The following is a 21,858-nucleotide window of genomic DNA, read 5'->3' as shown; positions in this document are numbered from 1 at the left end:
CGGTAGCATTGGCTGGCGCGCCGTGGGTGCGTCTTTGCTTTATCAGATGGAGAGCGCTATGGCTTGGAATGAGCCGGGTGGCAACTCGAATAATCAGGATCCGTGGGGTGGGCGCCGTAATAACGGTGGCGACCGCAAAGGACCTCCGGATCTCGACGAGGCCTTCCGCAAGCTACAGGAAAGCCTTAACGGGTTGTTCGGTGGCGGTAAGAAACGTGGCAGTGGCGACACTGGCAGTGGCAGCAACAAGGGTGGCTACGGCATGCTCTTGGTTGGCTTTCTGGTGGTCGTGTCTTTTTGGCTTTACAGCGCGATCTATGTCGTCGATGAGCAGGAGCAGGCTGTTGTTCTGCGTTTCGGTAAATATTACGAGACTGTCGGGCCGGGCCTGAACATCTACTTCCCGCCGATTGATCGTAAGTTTCAGGAAAACGTCACCCGTGAGCGTGCATACAGCAAGCAAGGGCAGATGTTGACCGAAGATGAAAACATCATCGAAGTACCACTGACCGTGCAGTACAAGATCAGCAATTTGCAGGATTTTGTACTTAACGTAGATTCGCCTGAAACCAGTTTGCAGCAAGCGACTGATAGCGCGATACGTCATGTGGTTGGCTCGACCGAAATGGATCAGGTTCTGACTGAAGGTCGTGAACTGTTGGCCAGTGAGGTCACGGAGCGCTTGCAGCGTTTCATGGACAACTACAAGACGGGCATCGTGGTGACTCAGGTGAACTTGCAAAGTGCTGCGGCGCCGCGTGAAGTTCAAGAAGCGTTCGATGACGTGATTCGTGCTCGTGAAGACGAGCAGCGTGAGAAGAACCAAGCTGAAACCTATGCCAATGGTGTGGTTCCAGAGGCTCGTGGTCAGGCCCAGCGCCTGGTCGAAGATGCGATGGGTTACCGCGACGAAGTGGTTTCTCGCGCCGAGGGTGAGGCTGATCGTTTCACTGCACTGGTTGGTGAGTACCGCAAGGCGCCGGATATTACCCGCGAGCGTTTGTATCTCGACACCATGCAAGAGTTGATGAGCAACACCAGTAAGGTCTTGGTCACTGGCGACAAGGGGCAGAACAACCTGCTTTACCTGCCGCTGGATAAAATGATTGATGGCCGTAAAGGCAGTGGCTCAAGTGCAATTTCCGGCAGTGCTTCGGCAAGTGATGCCGATACAAGGGCGGTGCGTACGCCACAACCGGTCGATCTACGTTCAAGGGAGAGCCGCTGATGAGTAGTAAATCACTGGTTGCCCTGATCGTTGCAGTGGTTCTGGCGATCATCGCTTGGAACAGCTTCTATATCGTCGCTCAAACTGAGCGTGCGGTGTTGCTGCAGTTCGGTCGTATCGTCAATCCAGACGTGAAGCCTGGTCTGCACGTGAAGATTCCATACGTTAACCAGGTGCGCCTGTTTGATGGTCGCTTGATGACATTGGATGCAAGCAGCTCGCGTTTCCTCACCTTGGAAAAGAAAGCATTGATGGTTGATGCTTATGCCAAGTGGCGTGTGCGTGATGCTGAGCGGTACTACACCGCGACTTCCGGTATCAAGCAAACGGCTGACGAACGTCTGTCGCGTCGTCTTGAAGCGTCCCTGCGTGACCAATTTGGTAAGCGTACTCTGCACGAGTCTGTGTCGGGTGAGCGAGATGCGTTGATGGCTGACGTGACTGCATCGCTAAACAAAGCGGCACAGAGCGAGCTGGGTATCGAGGTTGTTGACGTGCGGGTTAAGGGCATTGACTTGCCTAAAGAAGTAAACCGCAGCGTGTTCGACCGTATGAGCTCGGAACGTGAGCGTGAAGCTCGCGAGCATCGCGCCAAGGGTAAAGAGTTGGCAGAAGGTATCCGTGCGGATGCCGATCGTCAGCGCCGTGTATTGTTAGCAGAAGCCTACCGTCAAGCTGAAGAGCTGCGCGGTGAGGGTGACGCTAAAGCTGCAGCCATCTACGCCAAGGCATACGGTCAGGATCAGGAGTTTTACTCCTTCTACCGCAGCCTCAAGGCTTACCGTGAGAGTTTCGCGGACAAGCGTGACGTGTTGGTGCTGGATCCAAGTAGCGAGTTCTTCCGCTATCTGGAAAAATCTACGCAGCCATAACTTTCGCCCCGACGGACGCATGTCGTCTGTCGGGGTGACCGTTTAAGAAAACGTGGTATGATGCGGCAGCCGGGAAAATCCCGGCTTTTTTGCGTCTGTGGGAATCATGTGGCAGGAATTAGGCATTGCAGTCTGTTTGGTCTTGGTGCTGGAAGGCATCCTGCCCTTTCTCTATCCGCGTCGTTGGCGCGGTACGGTCGAGCAGCTAATTCAATTGTCAGATCGCGGACTGCGTCTTATGGGGCTGGCCAGCATGTTGCTGGGCACAGCACTTCTTTATTGGCTTCACTGATGGCTTGTGCCGCCCGGATCAAGAGGGGAATGGCGAAATGGCGACGGTAGACCGCTGGCTGCTGCCAGATGGCATTGAAGAAGTTTTGCCTCCAGAGGCTGCGCGCATTGAAGTGGCGCGCCGGCAGGTGCTGGATCTGTTCCAGTGCTGGGGTTATGAATTCGTAGTAACGCCGCATATCGAATACCTTGAGTCGCTGCTAACGGGCGCGGGTCAGGATCTCGATCTGCGGACGTTCAAGGTGATCGATCCTTTATCGGGTCGGCAAATGGGCTTCCGTGCGGACATTACGCCGCAGGTTGCACGCATTGATGCGCATACGCTACGCCGCGAAGGGCCTAGCCGCCTGTGCTATGCCGGTAGTGTGTTGCATGCGCAACCGCGTGCGCTCACCACCTCGCGCAGTCCGATTCAGTTGGGCGCCGAGTTGTATGGCGATGCGAGCCCGGCGAGTGATGTTGAGGTGATCAGTCTGCTGGTCAATACGCTTGAGCTGGCTGTCGTGCCGGATGTGCACATGGACCTCGGTCATGTCGGCATCTATCGCGGCCTGGCGCGTGCTGCGGGCTTGTCTGGTGCAGTTGAACAGCAGTTGTTTGATGCTCTGCAGCGTAAGGCTATTGATGAAATTGCCGAGCTGACCGAAGCATTGCCTGCTGACCTGAGCAAAATGCTGCGCGCACTGGCTGAGCTGTGCGGTGGTCGTGAGGTGCTTGATCTGGCGCAAGCGTGCCTGGTTGAGGCGCCGGATGACGTGCATGCGGCGCTGGATGATCTGGTGGCAATTGCCGATGAACTGAGTCTGCGTTACCCAGAGTTGCCGTTGTACTTTGATCTTGGTGAGTTGCGCGGCTATCACTATCACACGGGTGTCGTGTTTGCGGCGTTCGTACCGGGTGTCGGTCAGTCGATTGCTCAGGGTGGTCGTTATGACGATATCGGCGCAGACTTCGGTCGCGCCCGCCCGGCTACTGGTTTCTCGACAGATTTAAAAACGCTGGTGAGCTTGGGCAACATGCAGTTGGCGGATGCGCCGGCGGGTATTTGGGCGCCTGATCACCACGATGTTTACCTGTGGCAAGCGGTACAAAAGCTGCGCGGCGAAGGTGTGCGGGTTGTACAGGCTCTGCCAGAGCAATCTTTGGCTGATGCGCATGAGGCTGGCTGTGACCGTCAGTTGCAGTTGCGTGATGGTCGTTGGCAAGTGACGCCCCTGGCGTCCTGATATGTTTCCGTCGGTTATCACCGACATCTAGCTTGCGCGAATGAGGACAAGTGTTATGGGTAAGAATGTCGTAGTCCTGGGCACCCAGTGGGGCGATGAGGGTAAGGGCAAGATCGTCGATCTGCTGACTGAGCAGGCTGCTGCCGTAGTTCGTTATCAGGGCGGTCATAACGCTGGCCACACGCTGGTTATCGACGGCGAGAAAACCGTTCTGCACCTGATTCCTTCGGGCGTTCTGCGCGACGGCGTGCAGTGCTTGATCGGCAACGGCGTAGTGGTTGCCCCGGATGCGCTGATGCGTGAAATCATCAAGCTTGAAGATAAAGGTGTGCCGGTGCGCGAGCGTCTGCGTATCAGTCCTTCTTGCCCGCTGATTCTGTCTTATCACGTGGCGCTGGATCAGGCTCGTGAAAAAGCCCGTGGTGACGCCAAGATCGGTACGACCGGTCGCGGTATTGGCCCGGCTTACGAAGATAAGGTCGCGCGTCGAGGTCTGCGTATCGGTGATTTGTTCCACCGTGAGCGCTTTGCCGCCAAGCTCGGTGAACTGCTCGATTACCACAACTTCGTACTGCAGAATTTCTACAAAGAGCCTGCAATCGACTTCCAGAAAACTTTAGACGAGTGCATGGAGTACGCAGAGTTGCTGAAGCCGATGATGGCTGATGTGACGGCGATCCTTCACGAAATGCGTCGTGACGCCAAGGACATCATGTTTGAAGGCGCGCAAGGCTCATTGCTGGATATCGACCACGGTACCTACCCGTACGTAACCAGTTCCAATACCACGGCTGGCGGTATCGCTACCGGTTCTGGTTTTGGTCCGATGTACCTCGATTACATCCTGGGTATCACCAAGGCTTACACCACGCGTGTGGGTTCGGGTCCGTTCCCGACCGAGCTGTTCGATGAGACCGGTGCATTCCTCGCCAAGCGTGGTCATGAGTTCGGTGCTACCACCGGCCGTGCTCGTCGTTGCGGCTGGTTTGACGCGGTTATCCTGCGTCGCGCTATCGAAATCAACAGTATCTCGGGCCTGTGCCTGACCAAGCTGGACGTGCTCGACGGTCTGGAAACCATCAACATCTGTGTAGGTTACAAGGACCAGAACGGTGAAGTTCTGGTCGATGCGCCGACTGATGCTGATAGCTACATCGGTTTGCAGCCAGTGTACGAAGAAGTGCCGGGTTGGAGTGAGTCGACTCTGGGCGCCAAGACCCTTGAAGAGCTGCCAGCTAACGCGCGCAATTACATCAAGCGTGTTGAAGAGTTGGTGGGCGCACCAATCGATATCATCTCGACCGGTCCTGACCGCAACGAGACCATCGTGTTGCGTCACCCGTTCGCGTAAACACTGCGCGGGGTTAAAAAGGGTCGCCTGGTGCGGCCCTTTTTGCATTCCGGGATCAGGCGGCTTTGCGGCGAGACTATTGCTGCGGGGGGGGGGGGGGATTCTTTGGGCGCAAACCTCGCCAAACCTAAATAAATCCCTGGCCTTGCGGATATGAGCGCACTGTTTTGTGGTCTTATTCGGTGATTGCGAGGGGCTCGTTGTTGTGCTGCCGTTCGTTGCGTCTATGTAGTTACTGGCTGGGCCGTTGCTACTGTCGACTGCTCAGTTGAGAGCTGGCTACTGGGCTGGAGGCCTCTGGATTCAGGCTCTGCAGGCTGTCTGTTGGTTGCTGTCAAACAGCTGCTAAGCTAAATAACAGGCATAAAAAAACCGAGCCGTTGGCTCGGTTTTTTGAATTTGGTGCCCAGGAGAAGACTCGAACTTCCACGACCGTAAGGTCACCAGCACCTGAAGCTGGCGTGTCTACCAATTTCACCACCTGGGCATTGATTGCAAAGATTGCTCTTTTACGATCAACTACAACAACGTTTGCCGTCGTTGTGGCGCGCATAATACGGATCGGTTTTTTACTTGTAAACCCCCGTCGTTAAAAAAAATATTATGTGTTGCGGGCTGACCCGGACACCTGTTTCGCGCTTCAATAGGCGCATGGCAAACCGAATTTATATAGAAAAGGTGAATCCTCTCTAATGGCCGATTGGCAATCCCTCGATCCCGAGGCCGCTCGTGAAGCGGAAAAATATGAAAACCCCATTCCAAGTCGTGAGCTTATTCTTAAGCATCTCGATGAACGTGGCTCTCCGGCAAACCGTGAGCAACTGCTGGAAGAGTTCGGGCTGACAACTGACGAGCAGATAGAAGCGCTGCGTCGTCGGCTGCGTGCAATGGAGCGCGACGGTCAGCTTATTTACACGCGTCGCGGAACCTATGCGCCGGTTGATAAGTTGGATTTGGTACTGGGCCGTATCAGCGGTCACCGCGATGGTTTCGGCTTCCTGGTCCCGGATGACGGTAGCGATGACCTGTTTCTCAGCCCGGCGCAAATGCGTTTGGTATTCGATGGTGATCGCGCCTTGGCGCGGGTTGCCGGTCTCGACCGCCGTGGTCGCCGTGAAGGCGCCGTGGTCGAAGTGATCGCTCGCGGCCATGAATCCATCGTCGGTCGTTATTACGAAGAAAGCGGTATTGGCTTCGTGATTCCCGATAACCCGAAAATTCAGCAAGAAGTGTTGATCACTCAAGGTCGTAATGCGGGTGCCAAGCAAGGCCAGTTTGTTGAGGTGAAGATCACCCATTGGCCAACCCAGCGTTTCCAGCCGCAAGGTGATGTGGTTGAGGTTGTGGGTAACTACATGGCGCCGGGCATGGAAATCGACGTTGCCCTGCGCAGCTACGACATTCCCCATGTATGGCCGGATGCGGTGGTTAAAGAAGCCAGCAAGCTGAAGCCGGAAGTCGAAGAAAAAGATAAAGAAAAGCGGGTTGATTTGCGTCATCTGCCGTTCGTCACCATCGACGGTGAAGATGCGCGTGATTTCGATGACGCGGTGTATTGCGAGAAAGGTGGCGGTAACTGGCGCCTGTTCGGAGGCGGTTGGAAGCTATACGTAGCCATCGCTGACGTGTCGCATTACGTCAAAATCGGTTCGGCGCTCGATGCTGAGGCGCAAGTACGCGGTAACTCGGTGTATTTCCCGGAGCGGGTTATCCCGATGCTGCCGGAAGAGTTGTCCAATGGCCTGTGCTCGCTGAATCCGCATGTTGATCGTTTAGCCATGGTTTGTGAGATGACAATCTCGAAAACCGGCAAGATGACCGACTATCAGTTTTATGAAGCGGTTATTCACTCCCATGCTCGCCTGACCTACAACAAGGTCAGCACCATGCTGGAGCAGCCGAAGACTGTTGATGGCAAGGCGCTTTGCACTGAATACAAAGAGGTGCTGCCGCATCTCAAGCAACTGTATTCGCTGTATCACGTATTGCTGACTGCACGTCACGAGCGTGGCGCGATTGATTTCGAGACTCAGGAAACCCGCATCATCTTCGGTGCTGGGCGCAAGATTGCTGAAATTCGCCCGACCCAGCGTAACGATGCGCACAAGTTGATCGAAGAATGCATGCTTGCCGCCAACGTTGCCACAGCCGCATTTATGCAAAAGCATGAAATTCCGGCGCTGTACCGTGTCCACGATGGTCCGCCGCCTGAGCGTCTGGAAAAACTAAAAGCATTCCTCGGTGAGCTGGGTTTGAGCCTGCATCGGGGCAAAGCCAAAGATGGTCCTTCACCGAAGGATTATCAGGCGTTGCTTGAAACCATCAAGGACCGCCCGGATTACCACCTGATTCAAACCGTGATGCTGCGTTCATTGAGCCAGGCGGTGTACAGCGCTGATAATCATGGCCACTTTGGTCTCAATTACGACGCCTATGCGCACTTCACTTCGCCGATTCGTCGCTACCCGGATCTATTGATTCACCGGGCGATCCGCAGCGTGGTTCGCTCCAAGCTCGATACCCCGCACGTTCAGCGTGCCGGTGCCACGAGCATGCCCAAAGCGCGGATTTATCCGTATGACGAGGCGATTCTCGAAGAGCTTGGCGAGCAGTGCTCGATGTCTGAGCGCCGCGCTGATGAAGCCACGCGCGATGTGGTGAATTGGCTCAAGTGCGAGTTTATGAAAGACCGCGTTGGCGAGACCTTTCCAGGCGTAATTACTGCGGTGACCGGTTTTGGTCTGTTCGTAGAGCTGAGTGATATCTACGTTGAAGGTTTGGTGCACGTCACCGCGCTGCCAGCAGACTATTACCACTTCGACCCGGTACATCATCGTTTGGCGGGTGAGCGCAGTGGCCGCAACTTCCGTCTGGGTGACAGCGTTGAAGTGAAGGTTATGCGGGTTGATCTCGACGAGCGCAAAATCGACTTCGAAATTGCCCAAAGCGCCACCGATGCTCCGGTCGGCCGTAAGCGTGGTGACAGTGCGCGTGGGCGTAATGACCGCTCCGCAAAAGGTGAGCGCAGCAGCAAAACTGAGCGTGGCGGCAAGGGCAAGGGTGAGCGTGAAAGTAAATCCTCCAGCCAGCCAGCGCCGAATGCTGATGTGCAAAAAAGCCGTGATGTTAAGCGCGCATTGCTGGCTGGCGCCAAGGCGAAGCCAAAAGCTGCTGGATCCAAGGGGGCGTCAAAGGAAGAGGGTAAGCCGGCTGCGCCGTCTAAACATCGTAAAGGCCCGCCGAAGTCTGGTGGGTCGACCAGCGGTGCACCGCGTAAACGTAAGGCTAAGCCATGAGTCAGTTGGAAAAAATCTACGGCCTACATGCCGTAGAAGCATTGCTGCGTCATCACCCTAAGCGAGTCAAGCAGGTATGGCTGGCCGAAGGGCGTAGTGACCCTCGGGTACAGACCTTGATTGCTCTCGCGAGCGAGTCGCGCGTGCCGGTTGGCCAGTGTGAACGGCGCGAGATGGATGTCTGGGTTGAGGGCGTGCATCAGGGTGTTGTTGCGGACGTTAGCCCAAGCCAGGTTTGGGGCGAGGCCATGCTCGATGAGTTGCTCGATCGTACCGAAGGCGCGCCGTTGATTCTGGTGCTCGATGGCGTGACTGATCCGCACAATCTCGGCGCGTGCTTGCGTACCGCTGATGCGGCGGGCGCGCTAGCGGTGCTGATTCCGAAAGACAAATCAGCCACGCTCAATGCAACGGTGCGCAAGGTCGCTTGTGGCGCTGCTGAAGTGATTCCGCTGGTGGCAGTGACCAACTTGGCGCGCAGCCTGGAAAAGCTTCAGCAGCGCGGCTTGTGGGTGGTCGGCACTGCGGGCGAAGCCGAGCAAGAGATCTACGATCAAGACCTGACAGGCCCAACCATCCTGATCATGGGTGCCGAAGGTCGCGGCATGCGCCGTCTTACGCGCGAGCATTGTGATTATCTGGTCAAACTGCCAATGGCGGGCAGCGTTAGCAGTCTTAACGTCTCGGTAGCCACTGGTGTCTGCCTGTTTGAAGCGATGCGTCAGCGCCGTAATGTGAAAAAATAAGCCCGCATGGGCGCTGCTAAAGGCCGCGCTCTATTACGATTCAACTGGTCGCCGGATCATCTTCGGTGATCAGTTGAGCCGTCCGGCCGCTCGGCTGTAATTGTTCAAATAATCACCAGTTTACCTTGCTTGTAGTAGGGCGCTTCTCTAGAATGTCGCCCCTTGCCGTGACGGCAGGTGCTTTTGTGCCCTCCGCTCAGCAAGACTAACAAGTGATCTTCACTCCTTGCCTGACCGCATTAAGCGGCAGGCTACAACCCGTAAGGAGCATTTATGCGTCATTACGAAATCATCTTTCTGGTTCACCCGGACCAGAGCGAGCAAGTCGGCGGCATGGTTGAGCGTTACACCAAGCTGATCGAAGAAGACGGCGGCAAGATTCACCGTCTGGAAGATTGGGGCCGTCGCCAGTTGGCGTACGCTATCAACAACGTTCACAAGGCTCACTACGTGATGCTGAACGTTGAGTGCACTGGCAAAGCCCTGGCTGAGCTGGAAGACAACTTCCGTTACAACGACGCTGTGATCCGTAACATGGTCATCCGTCGCGAAGAAGCAGTCGTTGAACAGTCGGAGATGCTCAAGGCCGAAGAAAACCGCAGTGAGCGCCGTGAGCGTCGTGACCGTCCTGAAAACGCTGAGTCTGACGACTCGAACAGCGATGACAGCGACAACAACGACAGCGACAACGCTGACGAGTAATCCACGGATCTATTGAGGAGCCTATCAAATGGCACGTTTCTTCCGTCGTCGTAAATTCTGCCGTTTCACCGCTGAAGACGTGAAAGAGATCGATTTCAAAGATCTCAACACGCTGAAAGCTTACATCTCGGAAACCGGCAAAATCGTTCCTAGCCGTATCACCGGTACTAAGGCTCGTTATCAGCGTCAGCTGGCTACCGCTATCAAGCGCGCTCGCTTCCTGGCCCTGCTGCCTTACACCGACAGCCACGGCCGCTAAGACCGGATGTTTGACAAGTAGTAAGGGATTAACGCATGCGCGCCTTAGCTGAATTTATTATGCGCGGCCGTGTGCAGGCCACTCTTGTAGTGGTCGGATCGGCGGCATTGCCGCTGCTGTTCTGGTTGAGTGCTGCTGCAGGTTGTCTTGTACTCCTGCGGCGCGGTTTGAGTGATGCCCTGGGCATCCTCGCATGGGCATTGCTGCCGGCTATTGGCTGGTGGTACTTCGGCGATCCGCGCACCTTGTTGGTGTTGCTGGGCGCGCTGGGGATGGGGTTGTTGTTGCGCTCCAGTATGTCGTGGAACCGTGTACTGCTTTGCAGTGTGGCATTGGGCCTGGTGTATGGATTAGTTTTGAGTGTGCAGTCTCGTGAGTTCATTGATGCAGTTGCGGATGAGTTGAAACAGCTCATGCCGCAAGTGCTTGATGGGGTCTACCAGCAAATGTCGGTAGAAGAGCAGGCTCGCCTCAATAACTTAATTGCACCGGTCTTTACTGGATTGCTGGCAGCTTTGCTGCAGATTGTCAGTCTGTTGAGCCTGATGCTTGGGCGTTACTGGCAGGCGTTGTTGTATAACCCGGGTGGTTTCGGGCGCGAATTTCGCAGCTTGAGACTGCCGCCGCCGTTAGCGATGTTGCTGCTGGTGGGCATGCTGTTAGGACCGAACTTTGGTCCACAAATGGCCATGCTGACACCGTTGTGTAGCGTACCGCTGGCGTTTGCAGGCATCTCCCTGATTCATGGGTTGGTGGCGCAAGGGCGGATGTCCAAGTTTTGGACTGTGGGGCTGTACATCACGTTGTTGCTGTTTACACAGCTGACTTATCCGTTACTGGTGCTAATCGCCATTGTCGACAGTCTGTTTGATTTTCGTGGGCGTCATGAGCGTAAAAAAGGCTCTGACTCCACGAACGGTGAAGGTTAAAAGTTAAGAGGTTATTACCAAATGGAACTGATCCTGCTGGAAAAAATCGCCAACCTGGGCAACCTGGGCGATAAAGTGAACGTTAAGTCTGGTTACGGCCGTAACTACCTGCTGCCAAAAGGCAAAGCGACTGCAGCTACTGCTGCAAACGTTGCTGCTTTTGAAGCACGTCGTGCCGAGCTGGAAAAAATTGCTGCCGAGAAGAAAGCTTCTGCTGAATCTCGCGCTGCTCAGCTGGCTGAACTGGAAGTCACCATCACCGCTACTGCGGGCGATGAGGGCAAACTGTTCGGTTCGATCGGTACTCACGACATCGCTGATGCCCTGACCGCCTCTGGCGTTGAAGTGGCTAAAGCTGAAGTTCGTCTGCCGAACGGCACTATTCGTCAAATTGGCGAATACGACGTAGCCGTGCACCTGCACAGCGACGTTGAAGCAACCGTTAAGGTTGTTGTTGTAGCTGCTTAAGCAGTATGCGACATAGTAGATCTTGCACTTCGGTGCGAGGCTGCTGACAATCAGGCACGGCATTGCGCAAGCGATGTCGTGCCTTTTGTTTTTATGCACCTAAAGAATTATTCTCAGAGCTTATGAACGACATCAGCATTTCCGAGCAATACGACTTGCAAACTTCGGCCCTAAAAGTGCCGCCGCATTCGATTGAGGCGGAACAAGCGGTGCTCGGCGGCTTGATGCTCGACAACAATGCCTGGGAACGCGTGCTTGATCAGGTCTCGGATGGTGACTTCTATCGTCACGATCACCGGCTGATCTTCCGCGCCATTTTCAAATTGGCAGAGCGAAACCACCCGTTTGATGTGGTGACCCTGTCCGAACAGCTGGACAAAGAAGGCCAGTTATCTGCCGCCGGTGGCTTGGCCTATCTGGGTGAACTGGCCAAAAACACGCCGTCGGTGGCCAACATCAAGGCGTACGCGCAGATCATTCGTGAGCGCGCCACTTTACGCCAGCTTATCGGTATCAGCAGCGAGATCGCTGACAGTGCCTACGCTCCGGAAGGCCGCACTGGCGAAGAAATTCTTGATGAGGCTGAACGTCTGATCTTTCAGATTGCCGAGGCGCGACCGAAGACCGGTGGGCCGATGGCGATCAACGATATCCTGGTTAAGGCCATCGACCGAATCGACACCCTGTTCAACAGTGGCGATGACATCACCGGTCTGTCGACTGGCTTTACTGATCTCGATGCGCAAACCAGTGGCTTGCAACCCGCCGACCTGGTGATCGTTGCAGGTCGTCCGTCGATGGGTAAGACCACCTTCGCCATGAACCTGGTTGAGAACGCGGTGTTGCGCAGCGATAAGGCGATTGTGGTCTATTCGTTGGAAATGCCTGCTGATTCCATCGTCATGCGTATGCTGGCCTCCCTTGGCCGTATCGATCAGACCAAAGTGCGTGCCGGACGCTTGGATGATGATGATTGGCCGCGCCTGACATCCGCAGTAAACCTGCTTAACGACCGTAAGTTGTTTATCGACGATACCGCCGGTATTTCACCGTCTGAAATGCGCGCTCGTACTCGGCGTCTGGCGCGTGAGCATGGCGAGATCGGCATGATCATGGTCGACTATTTGCAGTTGATGCAGATTCCAGGCTCAAGCAGTGAAAGCCGGGTAAACGAAATTTCCGAGATTTCGCGCTCGCTTAAAGCTTTGGCGAAGGAGTTCAACTGCCCAGTGGTTGCCCTGTCGCAGCTTAACCGGGGTCTTGAGCAGCGGCCAAACAAACGGCCAATCAACTCTGACTTGCGTGAATCAGGAGCAATCGAGCAGGACGCCGATATCATCATGTTCGTGTATCGGGATGAGGTCTATCACCCGGAGACGGAATACAAAGGCGTTGCTGAAATCATCATCGGTAAGCAGCGTAACGGTCCAATCGGCACGACCCGTCTGGCGTTCCTCGGTAAATACTCGCGTTTCGAAAACCTCGCGCCGGGTAGCTATCAGTTCGACGAGGACTGATTAGCCTGCCTTGGGCTGTCACTGAAAGTCATTAGCTCTTGTACAACGGGGCGGTCGCCTGCTCGCCTAGAAAGGGTTTGAGGTAGTCATCCAGGCGTTGGCCCTCTACCGCTTCGAAGGTTTCAGCTCGATCTAGCAACTGCTCCACTCGATCGATACGAAAGTTGCGAAAATCGTTGCGCAGTTCACACCAACTGCACAATGTCCAGGTTTGCCCCCAGAAGAACAGCCCCAGTGGCCAGACACACCGCTCGCTGGTTTCCCCGCGCTCATCTCGGTAGCTGATCAGCAACTTGTGGCGTTGGCGTATAGCCCCGCGTAGCTGGCCGAGCCAGTGAACAGGGTACAGGTTGGTTTTGGGGGCAAATAACTGGTTGCGATTGAATTCGGCACGCATTTCGTTGGGCAGTACGCTGTGGATCTTCGCCAGTGCTGATTCGGCGGCTCGCTGAAGTTGAGGGTCCGCCCAGGCCTGGACCATGCTTGCGCCTACCAGCAGCGCCTCTATCTCCTCGCTTTCGAACATCAAGGGGGGAAGGTCCATAGGTTGGCGCAGCACGTAGCCAACGCCGGCCTCACCCTCCAACGGAACACCAGAGAGTGAGAGATCTTGGATATCTCGGTAGATGGTACGCACAGATACCTGCAGGCGTTCAGCTAGCCATTGAGCAGTGGTTAAACGGCGGCTACGCAGGAATTGCACGATTTGAAACAGACGGTCGGCGCGCCTCATGTTTCCTCTGGTGTTTGGGTTGCCAGGCGTGCTGCTGCGCGCCTGGCGTGGCACAGTCAGGTCATGCTGTGCAGACCCACCTCGTTGCCTTCGCTATCTTTTATCACAGCAATGTAGCCATGGGGCGCGATGGACATCTTGCTATGAATAATCACTCCGCCGGCCGAGGGGACTCGGCTCACCACTTCATCCAGATTGCCTTCGACGTTCAGGTACACCCGAGTTCCGCCAATACCGCTTTGCTGCTCGGCAGATTCGCTCAGGCAGCCACCAACACCGCTGTCTTGTGCATAGGGGAACACGGCCATGCGCCCGCCGGCGCTCTCCATTTCTTGTAGAGGCATTGCCAGTGCGCGTTCATAAAAGTCTCGGGCGCGCTCGAAGTTACTGACAAAAAGTTCAAACCAGTTGATCGCATTCATTTGCTCTTTCCTTGAAGGTCAGGGGGCAGGCAACGGCAGTCTCTGATGGTGCGTGTTAGCCTGTGAAGCTGACTCTAGAGCAGTGCTACTGACAGCCTAGTGTCAGTAGTTGTCAGCGTTGAGCGATAAAATTTAATTCGCCAACTATTGAGTGTCTTGTGGATCCGTACAAGTGGGCTGATTACCTAGTGCTTGCAGGTTGAGGACTGAGGTTTAAGATGCTCGGCTTTCATCTGCTGTGGAGCTTTGCCATGCGCCCGCTTGTTGCCACCATCGATTTGAATGCCGTTTGCCATAACTACGCTGTCGCCAAGCGCTGCGCGCCGGGGCGTGAGGCATTTGCCGTGGTCAAGGCCAATGCCTATGGCCACGGGGTGCGTGAGGTGGTTACGGCGTTGCATGACATTGCCGACGGGTTTGCAGTTGCCAGCCTGGAAGAGGCCGCACAGGTACGCGCCATGCACGGGCAGGCACGAATACTGCTGCTCGAAGGCTGTTTTGAAACCGTCGAGGTGCAACTGGCGCAACAATTGCGGCTGGACATCGCGGTGCAAAACAACCAGCAATTGGCTGCCGTGCTTGGCGCTCCTGAAGGGCAATCGCTGAACATATGGCTAAAGCTCGACAGCGGCATGCATCGTCTGGGTTTTGATAGCACTGAGCTGCGTGCGGCGCACCAGGCTTTGCGTGACAGTCGCCACTGCAATGAGCTAAACCTGATGAGCCACTTTGCCTGCGCAGATGAGCGTGGCCATGAGCTGACGGAGCGTCAGCTTGAGTGCTTCCTTGATGTGCTTGATCTGGATTTCAATCAACGTTCGCTGGCCAATTCTGCGGCGATTCTGACTATCCCTGCTGCGCACATGGATTGGCTGCGTCCCGGCATCATGCTCTATGGCGCCACACCCTTTGCGGATTTAAGCGTCGCCGAACTTGGGCTTGAGCCGGTGATGACTCTGACCGCGCAGCTGATTGCCGTGCGGCGGGTCGCCAAGGGCGAGTCGGTTGGATACGGCGCCAGCTGGATAGCCTCGCGAGACTCGGTAATAGGTACCGTGAGTTGCGGTTATGCCGACGGTTATCCTCGGCATGCTCCGCCGGGCACAGAGGCAGTCGTCAATGGCCAGCGTGTACCCCTGATCGGCCGGGTTTCGATGGATATGTTGACGGTCGATCTGACTGATTTAACCGCACCTGCTATTGGCGACTCGGTGGAGTTGTGGGGTAAGCAGTTGCCCGTCGATGAAGTGGCTCAGGGTGCGGGCACCATTGGTTATGAGCTGTTGACCAAAGTCACGGCGCGGGTGCCGCGACGCTACCTGAATGACTAATAGCGGCTGCGTTAAGGCATGGACAGTGGGTTTCGCCCCCGGCTAATTTGGGCTTGCCAGCGTAAGGTCGCTTGAAAGGGTGCTGGCCCGTATTGAGTTTAATGCGCTCCGCCGGCTTTCAATCCTGTCGGAAGCCTGCGGGTAAAAAACATCGCAAGCACACTGATTACCAGGGCAACGCCCATGATGTGGAATGCTTCGTTGTAAGCCAGGATAGAGGCCTGCTCGCGGGTTTGCTCGACGACTATTGCCAGAGCCCGGTCAGCGCTACCCAGCCTGTCAGTCAGCCATTGCAAGCGGCTGAGTGCTTGCGGGTTAGGGCTACTGAATGACTCACGTAAATACTCATAATTGCGGCTGGTATCGTTTTGCAGCATGGTCACCAGCAGTGCAATGAAAATGGCGCCAGTGAGATTTCGGATGATGTTGAACAACGCTGATGCTGCGCCAGCATCTTTGGGCTCGATATAGCTGGTTGCAATCAGGGATGAGGTGATCAGGATTAATGGCTGGCCAACGGCGCGAATTAGCTGAATATGCAGCAATTGCTCACCGCCCATATCTGGGTTTAGCGAGCCACTAAGAAAACTTGCATAGCCAAACAGCATAAAACCAATGGCGCAGAGTATGCGCGGGTCAATAACGCGCATGAGCAGGGGGACGCAAGGAATTATCGCCAGTTGTGGAAGGCCCATCCACATGATTAACCGGCCAATCTGCAGTGGATTGTTGCCCTGAATTTGCGACATATACAGCGGTAACGCATAGATTGAACCGTACAGTCCGATGCCCAGGCCAACGGTGGCAATACAGCTCAGGAAAAAATTACGGTTTTTCAATATGCGTAAATTGAGTAACGGGTTGTCGCGAGACAGCTGAATAATAATAAATGCGCCGAGGCTGATAAACGCAACAATCGCTAGGACTACGATCATGCGTGAGCTGAACCAGTCGCTGCGATAACCTTCCTCCAGAAATATCTGCAGCGCTGCTAAACCAACCGCCATGGTGCATATGCCTGCGTAGTCTGCTTGACCCAGAAGTTTCCAATTGATGGGTTGTTTTTTAAGGCCGTACATCAAGCCCGTGATCATCAGCATTCCAGGCGGAATGTTGATATAGAACAAGTACTGCCAGCCTAGAGTCTCAGTCAGCCAGCCGCCAATGGTAGGGCCTATTGCGGGGGCAAATGTTGCAGTTACGGCAAACAGAGCCATGCCGGTTGGGCGCCGATGTGCAGGCAAATGGGTAAGTACCATGCTGAACGCCAGTGGAATAAAGGCCCCGCCACACAGACCCTGGAATGCACGAAAGACAATCATGCTGTTGAGCGACCAAGCGAGAGAGCACAGCAGGGAAGAGCCAATAAAACCAACTGTCAGCCATATTGTTAAACGGCGTTTACCCAATAGATCACCGAGCCATACGGTGAGGGGAATGATGATGATTTCTGCAACCAGGTAGGCCGTTGATATCCATGATCCTTCGGCGATGGTTGCACCTAAAGCGGATTGAATTTCTTTCAGTGAGGCGTTGGTGATCAGGATGTCGATAACCGCCATAAACGCGCCCAACATGGTGCTGAGCACGGCTATCCAGTCGCGGAAGCTAGGTTCTTGCAAGGATGCTGAGGTGCTATTGGCGTCGATCAACAGCCACCTCTACTGAGAGGCCGGGGCGTATTTGTTCCAGCTCGGTAAAATCTTCTGGAAGCAGGATTTTTACGGGGACCCGCTGGATCACTTTAGTGAAGTTGCCTGTGGCATTGTCCGGCGGTAGCAGGCTGAATTGAGATCCTGTAGCGGGTTGCAGACTATCGATGACACCTTCAATAACCAGGTTGGGTAGGGCATCGAAGCGTAGCTGAGCTTTGTAGCCTTTACGCATTGAGTCAATTTGGGTTTCTTTAAAGTTTGCCTGTATCCACTTGGTTTGCGGCACCAGGGATAGCAATGCTTCACCAGGGCGCACATATTCCCCCAGGTTAAGTGAGCGATTGCCAACTCTGCCTGCAACAGGAGCGGTGAGCGTTGTGCGGGATAGGTTGAGCTCGGCCAAGTGCAGTTCGTTTTTGCGGCCCGTGATTTGTGTTTTTAGTTGTTGGCGGCGGTTGTCGAGCTGCGCTAAGGCTATTTTCTGGCCTTTAAGTGCTGATTTGGCTTGATCAAGCCTGGCTTGCGCCACGGCTACATTGGCCGATAAGGAGGAGAGGGCTTGCTCAGATGCAAACCCATTGGTGCGCATTTTACGGATACGCTCCAGGTTTTGCTGATGGCGCTTTAACTCTGCTTGACTGGCACGAATTGCCGCTTGTTGCGCTTCAATGCTGGCGAGTTGCTGATCACCCTGATTGCTTAAGTCATCTAGCTGTACGCCAAGATTTGCAATCTGTGTTTCGCTGCGCACAACATTGAATTTGAAGTCTGCATCTTCAATGTGTGCAAGGGTCTCCCCTGCCTCAACCCACTGGTTGTCATTGACACGGACTTGATCTATGCGTCCGGCGAGCTGGCTAGAAATAATTACGGTATCGGCTCGTACGTAGGCATTGTCTGTGCTTTCGATAAAACGCAAATGAAGCAGCCAGTAGCTCGCATAGGCTACTGCTACCAGCGCTAAAAAACTGGCAAATACGGCAAGTCGCGTCTGCGTCTTGCGATTCATTTGATAGGCGTCAGGGGACACCTCTGTAAACATTGATGAATCAGCAGGTGGCTCACTCAGGCTGACGTTCACAGGCGAGCGATCTCAACGTGACGTACGGTGGAATTCTGCGATTCACTTGGGTCTTGTTGGTAACTCATTAGAAGGTGGCGGCTATACAGCTTTTGGCGTTTATATGCCTCAAGCGCGGCTTCCAGAGGGTGGTTGTCAAAGAACCCACAGACAAGACTTTGTTTGGGGGGGAGGTGATGCTCAATCACGTAATCGAGCAGTGCTGTAAATACCTCCGGGTTATCTTGATCAACCGTCAGGCTATGTAGCGTCAAGTAGTCGAAGCAACTGCCTGGCGGCGGCAGGTGTATACCGCCGAATAGCATGCTGTACAGGTTATAAGGTAGGCGTGACGCAGCCAGCCAGGGCGTGTAACGGGTTACGCGTGTTTGCTTGAAAGGTTTCTGATCCCACATGCCGACAGTGCCAACGGCTTTACCGTTGATGAAGGCAATCAGGTAGCTATTGATCTTTATCCCTCGGTAATAGCCACTGCCGGCGAGCAGGTCATTGACGTTATAAAGTGGGAACCCCTGACGGTGGCTGGCTTCATCCCACAATTGTTGTAGCAGAGTCGCATCGCCTGGGGTTGCTGCGCGGATTGTCAGGTTGTTGGTGATTACAGTTTTTCGTTTCTGGGCAGGTATTAAACTGGTGATGACGCGTCCACCTGGATAGACGTTCGGCAGCCAGGATCGACCCCGATCAATGATGCCTAGTGGAATAAGGTTCTCTTCTAAAACCACAGCCTCCATCCATTCATCTTGAGCATGGGTATGGTCGGCAATGGCCAGAAACAGCGACTTTAAAGCCTTTCCTCCACGCGCTTCAGGGGCAACGCGTAAGTCATGAAAGTACCTGACTGCTTCAATTTTTCCGTCGATGTACTGCCGGCGCAGACCAATATCAATCATGGCAATGAGTACGCCAGGGGTATTCAGGTCCTCAGCAACGAGTACATGTTCATGCTCGCAACTCACGAGCGCGCCGGCAAAAAAATTGGGTTCTCGCTCAAATGTCAGGGTGATACTGCCCATTTGTGGCGTGCGTTTGAGCAGTGCCATAAGGGCGGTGTTGTCTTGGGCAGTGGCAAGGCGGGTTTGAATTTCCATTTCTTTATTCACTGGGTTGCCTGTAGTGCTTGGCGGAGTTCTATTGGTAGTGGGCCGGACCAGTGCCTCAGCGCTTCGAGTTTTATGTTCCCCTCAAGCATTCCGCGCACGCGAGATTGTTCTAGATAGATTTGGCGCATGTTAGGCAAACTGATGCAGCGTGCTTGTGCAAGCTGGCCAAGATCCCGCGCTAAGCGGTAATGGAAGTTATCCAGGAGTGCATGCTCAAGCTGGGATGCAAGGGTCGTGATGGGCACGGAGGTCGCGTCTGCCTGACCTTCAATCAATAAGGCATAACCGGGCTTGCCTGCGCCGCTATCGCTTAGGGCAAGTAGAGTGATGGGGAGCAAGTCGCAGTAGGTCAGGCTGTCAATTATTGTTTGTGCGAGCGTAGCGCTGATCTTTTCGCCGACCATATCAGTGCCGTCATTGCGGCCGAGAAAGGTAAAGCAAGGCAAGGTTCGCCAGTGGTGGCTAACTTCCAAAACGTCATTCATACGATAGCGTGCAAACCCGCTGCCGGTGGTCAGCAAGGGCATGACCTGCTGCCCCTTGCGCAATTGCCACGGGGCTAAAATTCGCCCATTTTCGAGGTCTTCAAATTCATACACATGGCTGCGATAAGCCAATGGGTAATGGCCTTGTACAGGAATGCTAACCACGCCCTCGGTTGCCCATAAACCCTTTCCCTGAAACTGCGCATGCGCGAGCATTCTTTTAAGGCGCTGAGCCCAGGGCGCCGCCGCCGCGGTATCCCAGGCGCTAAGGAGTGCAAGGTGTGGCCAAAGCGCTGCAAAAAATGCAGGGTCAGCGACGCCATCCCAAGCTTTTAAACGCTGCGCGGTTTTGCGCGATTGAGGGCAGTTCAGGCTACCCATGGCCCCCATTCGGTCACCCCAGCTACCACGTTCAAGAACCTCTGCAAGCTCTTCACGGCAGATGCTCAGTTGCTCGAGAAGGCCTAGGCCAAAAGTAGGGCTCCAGATTGAGATCACACTGAGGTGCTCATCAGCGGCTAAATAGGCGAGTGTCGCGAACAGTGAATCATCCGCTGTTTTAGCCAGGGCAATAGAGGTGGGCGCTGTTTGGGTGAGGCCTGCAATTAGCCGTTTACTGAGCGACATGAGCTGCATGTCGTCATTCAGTTCGCTGCTGCTAGCATCGCGTAATGAGGTTGGGATCCAGGACAACGACCAGTAATGGCTGCCTTGCGCAATGTTCGGAAATTGCCGGTACAGGTCACCGATCCAGGGGGTGATCGCCCGATCAAGTTCGCCTAAAAAAGCCTGCGTATAGGGAATCCACTTTATTGCAGAGGTCGAGCCGCTAGTGGGTTGGTAGCGGTTAATTGGGCTGTCAAATAGGTGGAGGCTTTGTAGGTTGCGCTGTCGCTCAATCGCATCTCGGTAGCTGTCGTAGGTCGTGCAAGGCTGCTTGCTGCCGAATTGCTCCCAATCATCGTCCGCTTTGAGAGGCGAATGCTTGCCTGATGATGAACGGGTATAGCTATGCAGCCACTTTTGTAACATGCCCCGTTGGATTGATTCGAGTTTAGGCGCCTCACGCTCGAAGCGCTGCAAGCCGCGTTTTATAAACGTTTTAAGGAGCCCATGACCTAATCGGCTCGCGAGGAGTCGTGTCATATTTTGGGGCCAGCAGTACTGCTCTTGAGCATACTTGGGCGTGTTTGATCTTTGGTTGTGGCGCGGCCCTTGAGTTTTAACCTGAGCACTTTTAGCGAAAGGTGATAGCAATACTTGATCAGCGCTGAGAACGAAATTTCCCCTGTGCAGGGCAGTTCAGTGCCTTTTCGCCAGCTGGGATTGCAGTCTTCAAAATAGGCAATATCAGGTTCTTGGGCGCGAATCTCGGGGGTGATTCTGGCAATATCGTCCTCGAGGCACGGGGCGCCAACGCCGAAGTCAAGCAGCATGCGTTCAGGGTCGAATGCATCGGGGTACTGTTGTGTGCTGAAGGCGCTAACGACATCACGTAACGTGTTGTCCTGCTTATTCCGGTTCGGATAGAAGTCGTAAAAGTTGCGTGTCAGTAGCAGGTAGGTTTTGTAGCCCTTGGATATTAAATACCAGTACAGGGGGGTGAATGGATGGCGTAGCCGAGCGAGGAGAATTTGCTTGTAGAACGCTACATGCAGACAGCGACTGCCCCAGTACTCGGGTTCAACAATTGTATCGCCGCTAAAGATTCCGCGAATTCTCTTGCCGTGCAGGTCACAGTCAAAAATGGTTAGGGTTGAGAAGCCGATTATTCGTTTTGTTTTGCGTGTGCGGGCAACAATTGCACCGGTTTTATGCTGAAGGTCATTGATAAAGATCGCGTGTGAGGTGTTCTGGTAAAACTTAGAATAAATTGCATACATCGCCTGCGTATCGGTTGTTTTTAAATTCTGCAACGCGATAAAGCTGCTGTAGATGCATTCGCTTGGAATTTTCACAACTCAGCCCTCTGTGACCAATTTATTCATCCGCACCCGCTGTGCTGTGAGTGCTGGATTGGCCAAGCGTGTCTTATTGATTGAGCGATGCAATGCTACTGGCCCGAACACTTCGCTCGCACGCATGGCCGCTTGGGGTAGGACGGTTGCTAGTGTCGATTTTTTGGCAAGAGCGAGGTAGTGATCTAAAGTTCTGCGCAACCGT

At 54.5% G+C, this 21,858-nt stretch carries 20 protein-coding genes and 1 tRNA gene; 13 read left to right on the top strand and 8 right to left on the bottom strand.

Features of this window, described 5'->3' with window-relative positions; all coding sequences use genetic code 11:
* Positions 1-58: 58 nt before the first annotated feature.
* From hflK to B9K09_RS19550, 5 genes are all read left to right on the top strand, one after another.
* Positions 59-1,228 carry an FtsH protease activity modulator HflK gene (hflK, locus tag B9K09_RS19570; RefSeq protein ID WP_087518373.1) on the top strand — a complete coding sequence of 390 codons (1,170 nt, stop codon included), beginning with the start codon at positions 59-61 and terminating at the stop codon, positions 1,226-1,228.
* A complete protein-coding gene (gene hflC, locus B9K09_RS19565; protein WP_087518372.1) occupies positions 1,228-2,100 on the top strand; it encodes a protease modulator HflC in 873 nt (290 codons plus the stop codon). The genes hflK and hflC overlap by 1 nt, the downstream gene beginning before the upstream one ends.
* Before the next feature lie 106 nt (positions 2,101-2,206).
* On the top strand, positions 2,207-2,392 hold the full coding sequence (locus tag B9K09_RS19560; protein ID WP_087518371.1) for a DUF2065 domain-containing protein: 186 nt from the start codon (positions 2,207-2,209) through the stop codon (positions 2,390-2,392).
* Positions 2,393-2,429: 37 nt separating this feature from the next.
* Positions 2,430-3,617, top strand: a complete 1,188-nt coding sequence (locus B9K09_RS19555) for an ATP phosphoribosyltransferase regulatory subunit (RefSeq protein ID WP_087518370.1) — start codon at positions 2,430-2,432, stop codon at positions 3,615-3,617.
* Positions 3,618-3,672: 55 nt separating this feature from the next.
* Positions 3,673-4,968: an adenylosuccinate synthase gene (locus B9K09_RS19550; protein ID WP_087518369.1), complete on the top strand. Its 1,296-nt coding sequence runs from the start codon at positions 3,673-3,675 to the stop codon at positions 4,966-4,968.
* Positions 4,969-5,368: 400 nt separating this feature from the next.
* Here B9K09_RS19550 and B9K09_RS19545 read toward each other — a convergent pair.
* Positions 5,369-5,455, bottom strand: a tRNA-Leu gene (locus B9K09_RS19545).
* A 205-nt stretch (positions 5,456-5,660) separates the two neighbouring features.
* Here B9K09_RS19545 and rnr point away from each other — a divergent pair.
* The 7 genes from rnr (at position 5,661) to dnaB (ending at position 12,885) form a co-directional block, all read left to right on the top strand.
* A complete protein-coding gene (rnr, locus tag B9K09_RS19540) occupies positions 5,661-8,264 on the top strand; it encodes a ribonuclease R (RefSeq protein WP_087518368.1) in 2,604 nt (867 codons plus the stop codon).
* Positions 8,261-9,010 (top strand): 23S rRNA (guanosine(2251)-2'-O)-methyltransferase RlmB, encoded by a 750-nt coding sequence (gene rlmB, locus B9K09_RS19535; protein ID WP_087518367.1) that lies wholly within the window; start codon positions 8,261-8,263, stop codon positions 9,008-9,010. The genes rnr and rlmB overlap by 4 nt, the downstream gene beginning before the upstream one ends.
* Before the next feature lie 273 nt (positions 9,011-9,283).
* Entirely contained in the window at positions 9,284-9,712 is a 429-nt protein-coding gene (rpsF, locus tag B9K09_RS19530; protein ID WP_087518366.1) for a 30S ribosomal protein S6, read from the top strand.
* A gap of 28 nt (positions 9,713-9,740) precedes the next feature.
* Positions 9,741-9,971 (top strand): 30S ribosomal protein S18, encoded by a 231-nt coding sequence (gene rpsR / locus B9K09_RS19525; RefSeq protein ID WP_003246847.1) that lies wholly within the window; start codon positions 9,741-9,743, stop codon positions 9,969-9,971.
* A 35-nt stretch (positions 9,972-10,006) separates the two neighbouring features.
* Complete coding sequence (locus tag B9K09_RS19520) at positions 10,007-10,900, top strand: DUF2232 domain-containing protein (RefSeq protein ID WP_087518365.1); 894 nt, start codon at positions 10,007-10,009, stop codon at positions 10,898-10,900.
* Positions 10,901-10,921: 21 nt separating this feature from the next.
* Positions 10,922-11,368: a 50S ribosomal protein L9 gene (rplI, locus tag B9K09_RS19515; RefSeq protein ID WP_087518364.1), complete on the top strand. Its 447-nt coding sequence runs from the start codon at positions 10,922-10,924 to the stop codon at positions 11,366-11,368.
* Between the two features lie 122 nt (positions 11,369-11,490).
* The gene (dnaB, locus tag B9K09_RS19510; RefSeq protein WP_087518363.1) at positions 11,491-12,885 is read left to right on the top strand and encodes a replicative DNA helicase; all 1,395 of its coding nucleotides are present in this window, start codon (positions 11,491-11,493) and stop codon (positions 12,883-12,885) included.
* Positions 12,886-12,916: 31 nt separating this feature from the next.
* Here dnaB and B9K09_RS19505 read toward each other — a convergent pair whose 3' ends face one another.
* Both B9K09_RS19505 and B9K09_RS19500 read right to left on the bottom strand, forming a co-directional pair.
* On the bottom strand, positions 12,917-13,618 hold the full coding sequence (locus tag B9K09_RS19505) for a YafY family protein (RefSeq protein WP_087518362.1): 702 nt from the start codon (positions 13,616-13,618) through the stop codon (positions 12,917-12,919).
* A 56-nt stretch (positions 13,619-13,674) separates the two neighbouring features.
* On the bottom strand, positions 13,675-14,040 hold the full coding sequence (locus tag B9K09_RS19500) for a VOC family protein (RefSeq protein ID WP_087518361.1): 366 nt from the start codon (positions 14,038-14,040) through the stop codon (positions 13,675-13,677).
* Positions 14,041-14,291: 251 nt separating this feature from the next.
* Between B9K09_RS19500 and alr the strand changes: the two genes are divergently transcribed.
* Positions 14,292-15,371: an alanine racemase gene (gene alr / locus B9K09_RS19495; protein WP_087519188.1), complete on the top strand. Its 1,080-nt coding sequence runs from the start codon at positions 14,292-14,294 to the stop codon at positions 15,369-15,371.
* A gap of 98 nt (positions 15,372-15,469) precedes the next feature.
* Here alr and B9K09_RS19490 read toward each other — a convergent pair whose 3' ends face one another.
* From B9K09_RS19490 to B9K09_RS19470, 5 genes are all read right to left on the bottom strand, one after another.
* Positions 15,470-17,020 carry a DHA2 family efflux MFS transporter permease subunit gene (locus B9K09_RS19490; protein ID WP_256574328.1) on the bottom strand — a complete coding sequence of 517 codons (1,551 nt, stop codon included), beginning with the start codon at positions 17,018-17,020 and terminating at the stop codon, positions 15,470-15,472.
* Entirely contained in the window at positions 17,007-18,035 is a 1,029-nt protein-coding gene (locus tag B9K09_RS19485; RefSeq protein ID WP_157699375.1) for an HlyD family secretion protein, read from the bottom strand. Before B9K09_RS19485 ends, B9K09_RS19490 begins: the two co-directional genes overlap by 14 nt.
* A gap of 68 nt (positions 18,036-18,103) precedes the next feature.
* Positions 18,104-19,198, bottom strand: coding sequence for a hypothetical protein (locus B9K09_RS19480; RefSeq protein WP_087518359.1), 1,095 nt, complete (start codon positions 19,196-19,198; stop codon positions 18,104-18,106).
* 8 nt (positions 19,199-19,206) lie between these two features.
* Positions 19,207-20,841, bottom strand: coding sequence for a GH3 auxin-responsive promoter family protein (locus B9K09_RS19475; RefSeq protein WP_256574115.1), 1,635 nt, complete (start codon positions 20,839-20,841; stop codon positions 19,207-19,209).
* Positions 20,838-21,653, bottom strand: a complete 816-nt coding sequence (locus B9K09_RS19470) for a hypothetical protein (protein ID WP_087518358.1) — start codon at positions 21,651-21,653, stop codon at positions 20,838-20,840. The genes B9K09_RS19475 and B9K09_RS19470 overlap by 4 nt, the downstream gene beginning before the upstream one ends.
* Between the last annotated feature and the right edge of the window lie 205 nt (positions 21,654-21,858).

Origin of the sequence: Pseudomonas sp. M30-35 (genome assembly GCF_002163625.1) — a bacterium.
In the GTDB taxonomy this organism is placed as follows: Bacteria; Pseudomonadota; Gammaproteobacteria; order Pseudomonadales; family Pseudomonadaceae; genus Aquipseudomonas.
The sequence above is the reverse complement of the archived record's forward strand: the minus strand, read 5'-3'. Positions and strand labels throughout refer to the sequence as shown.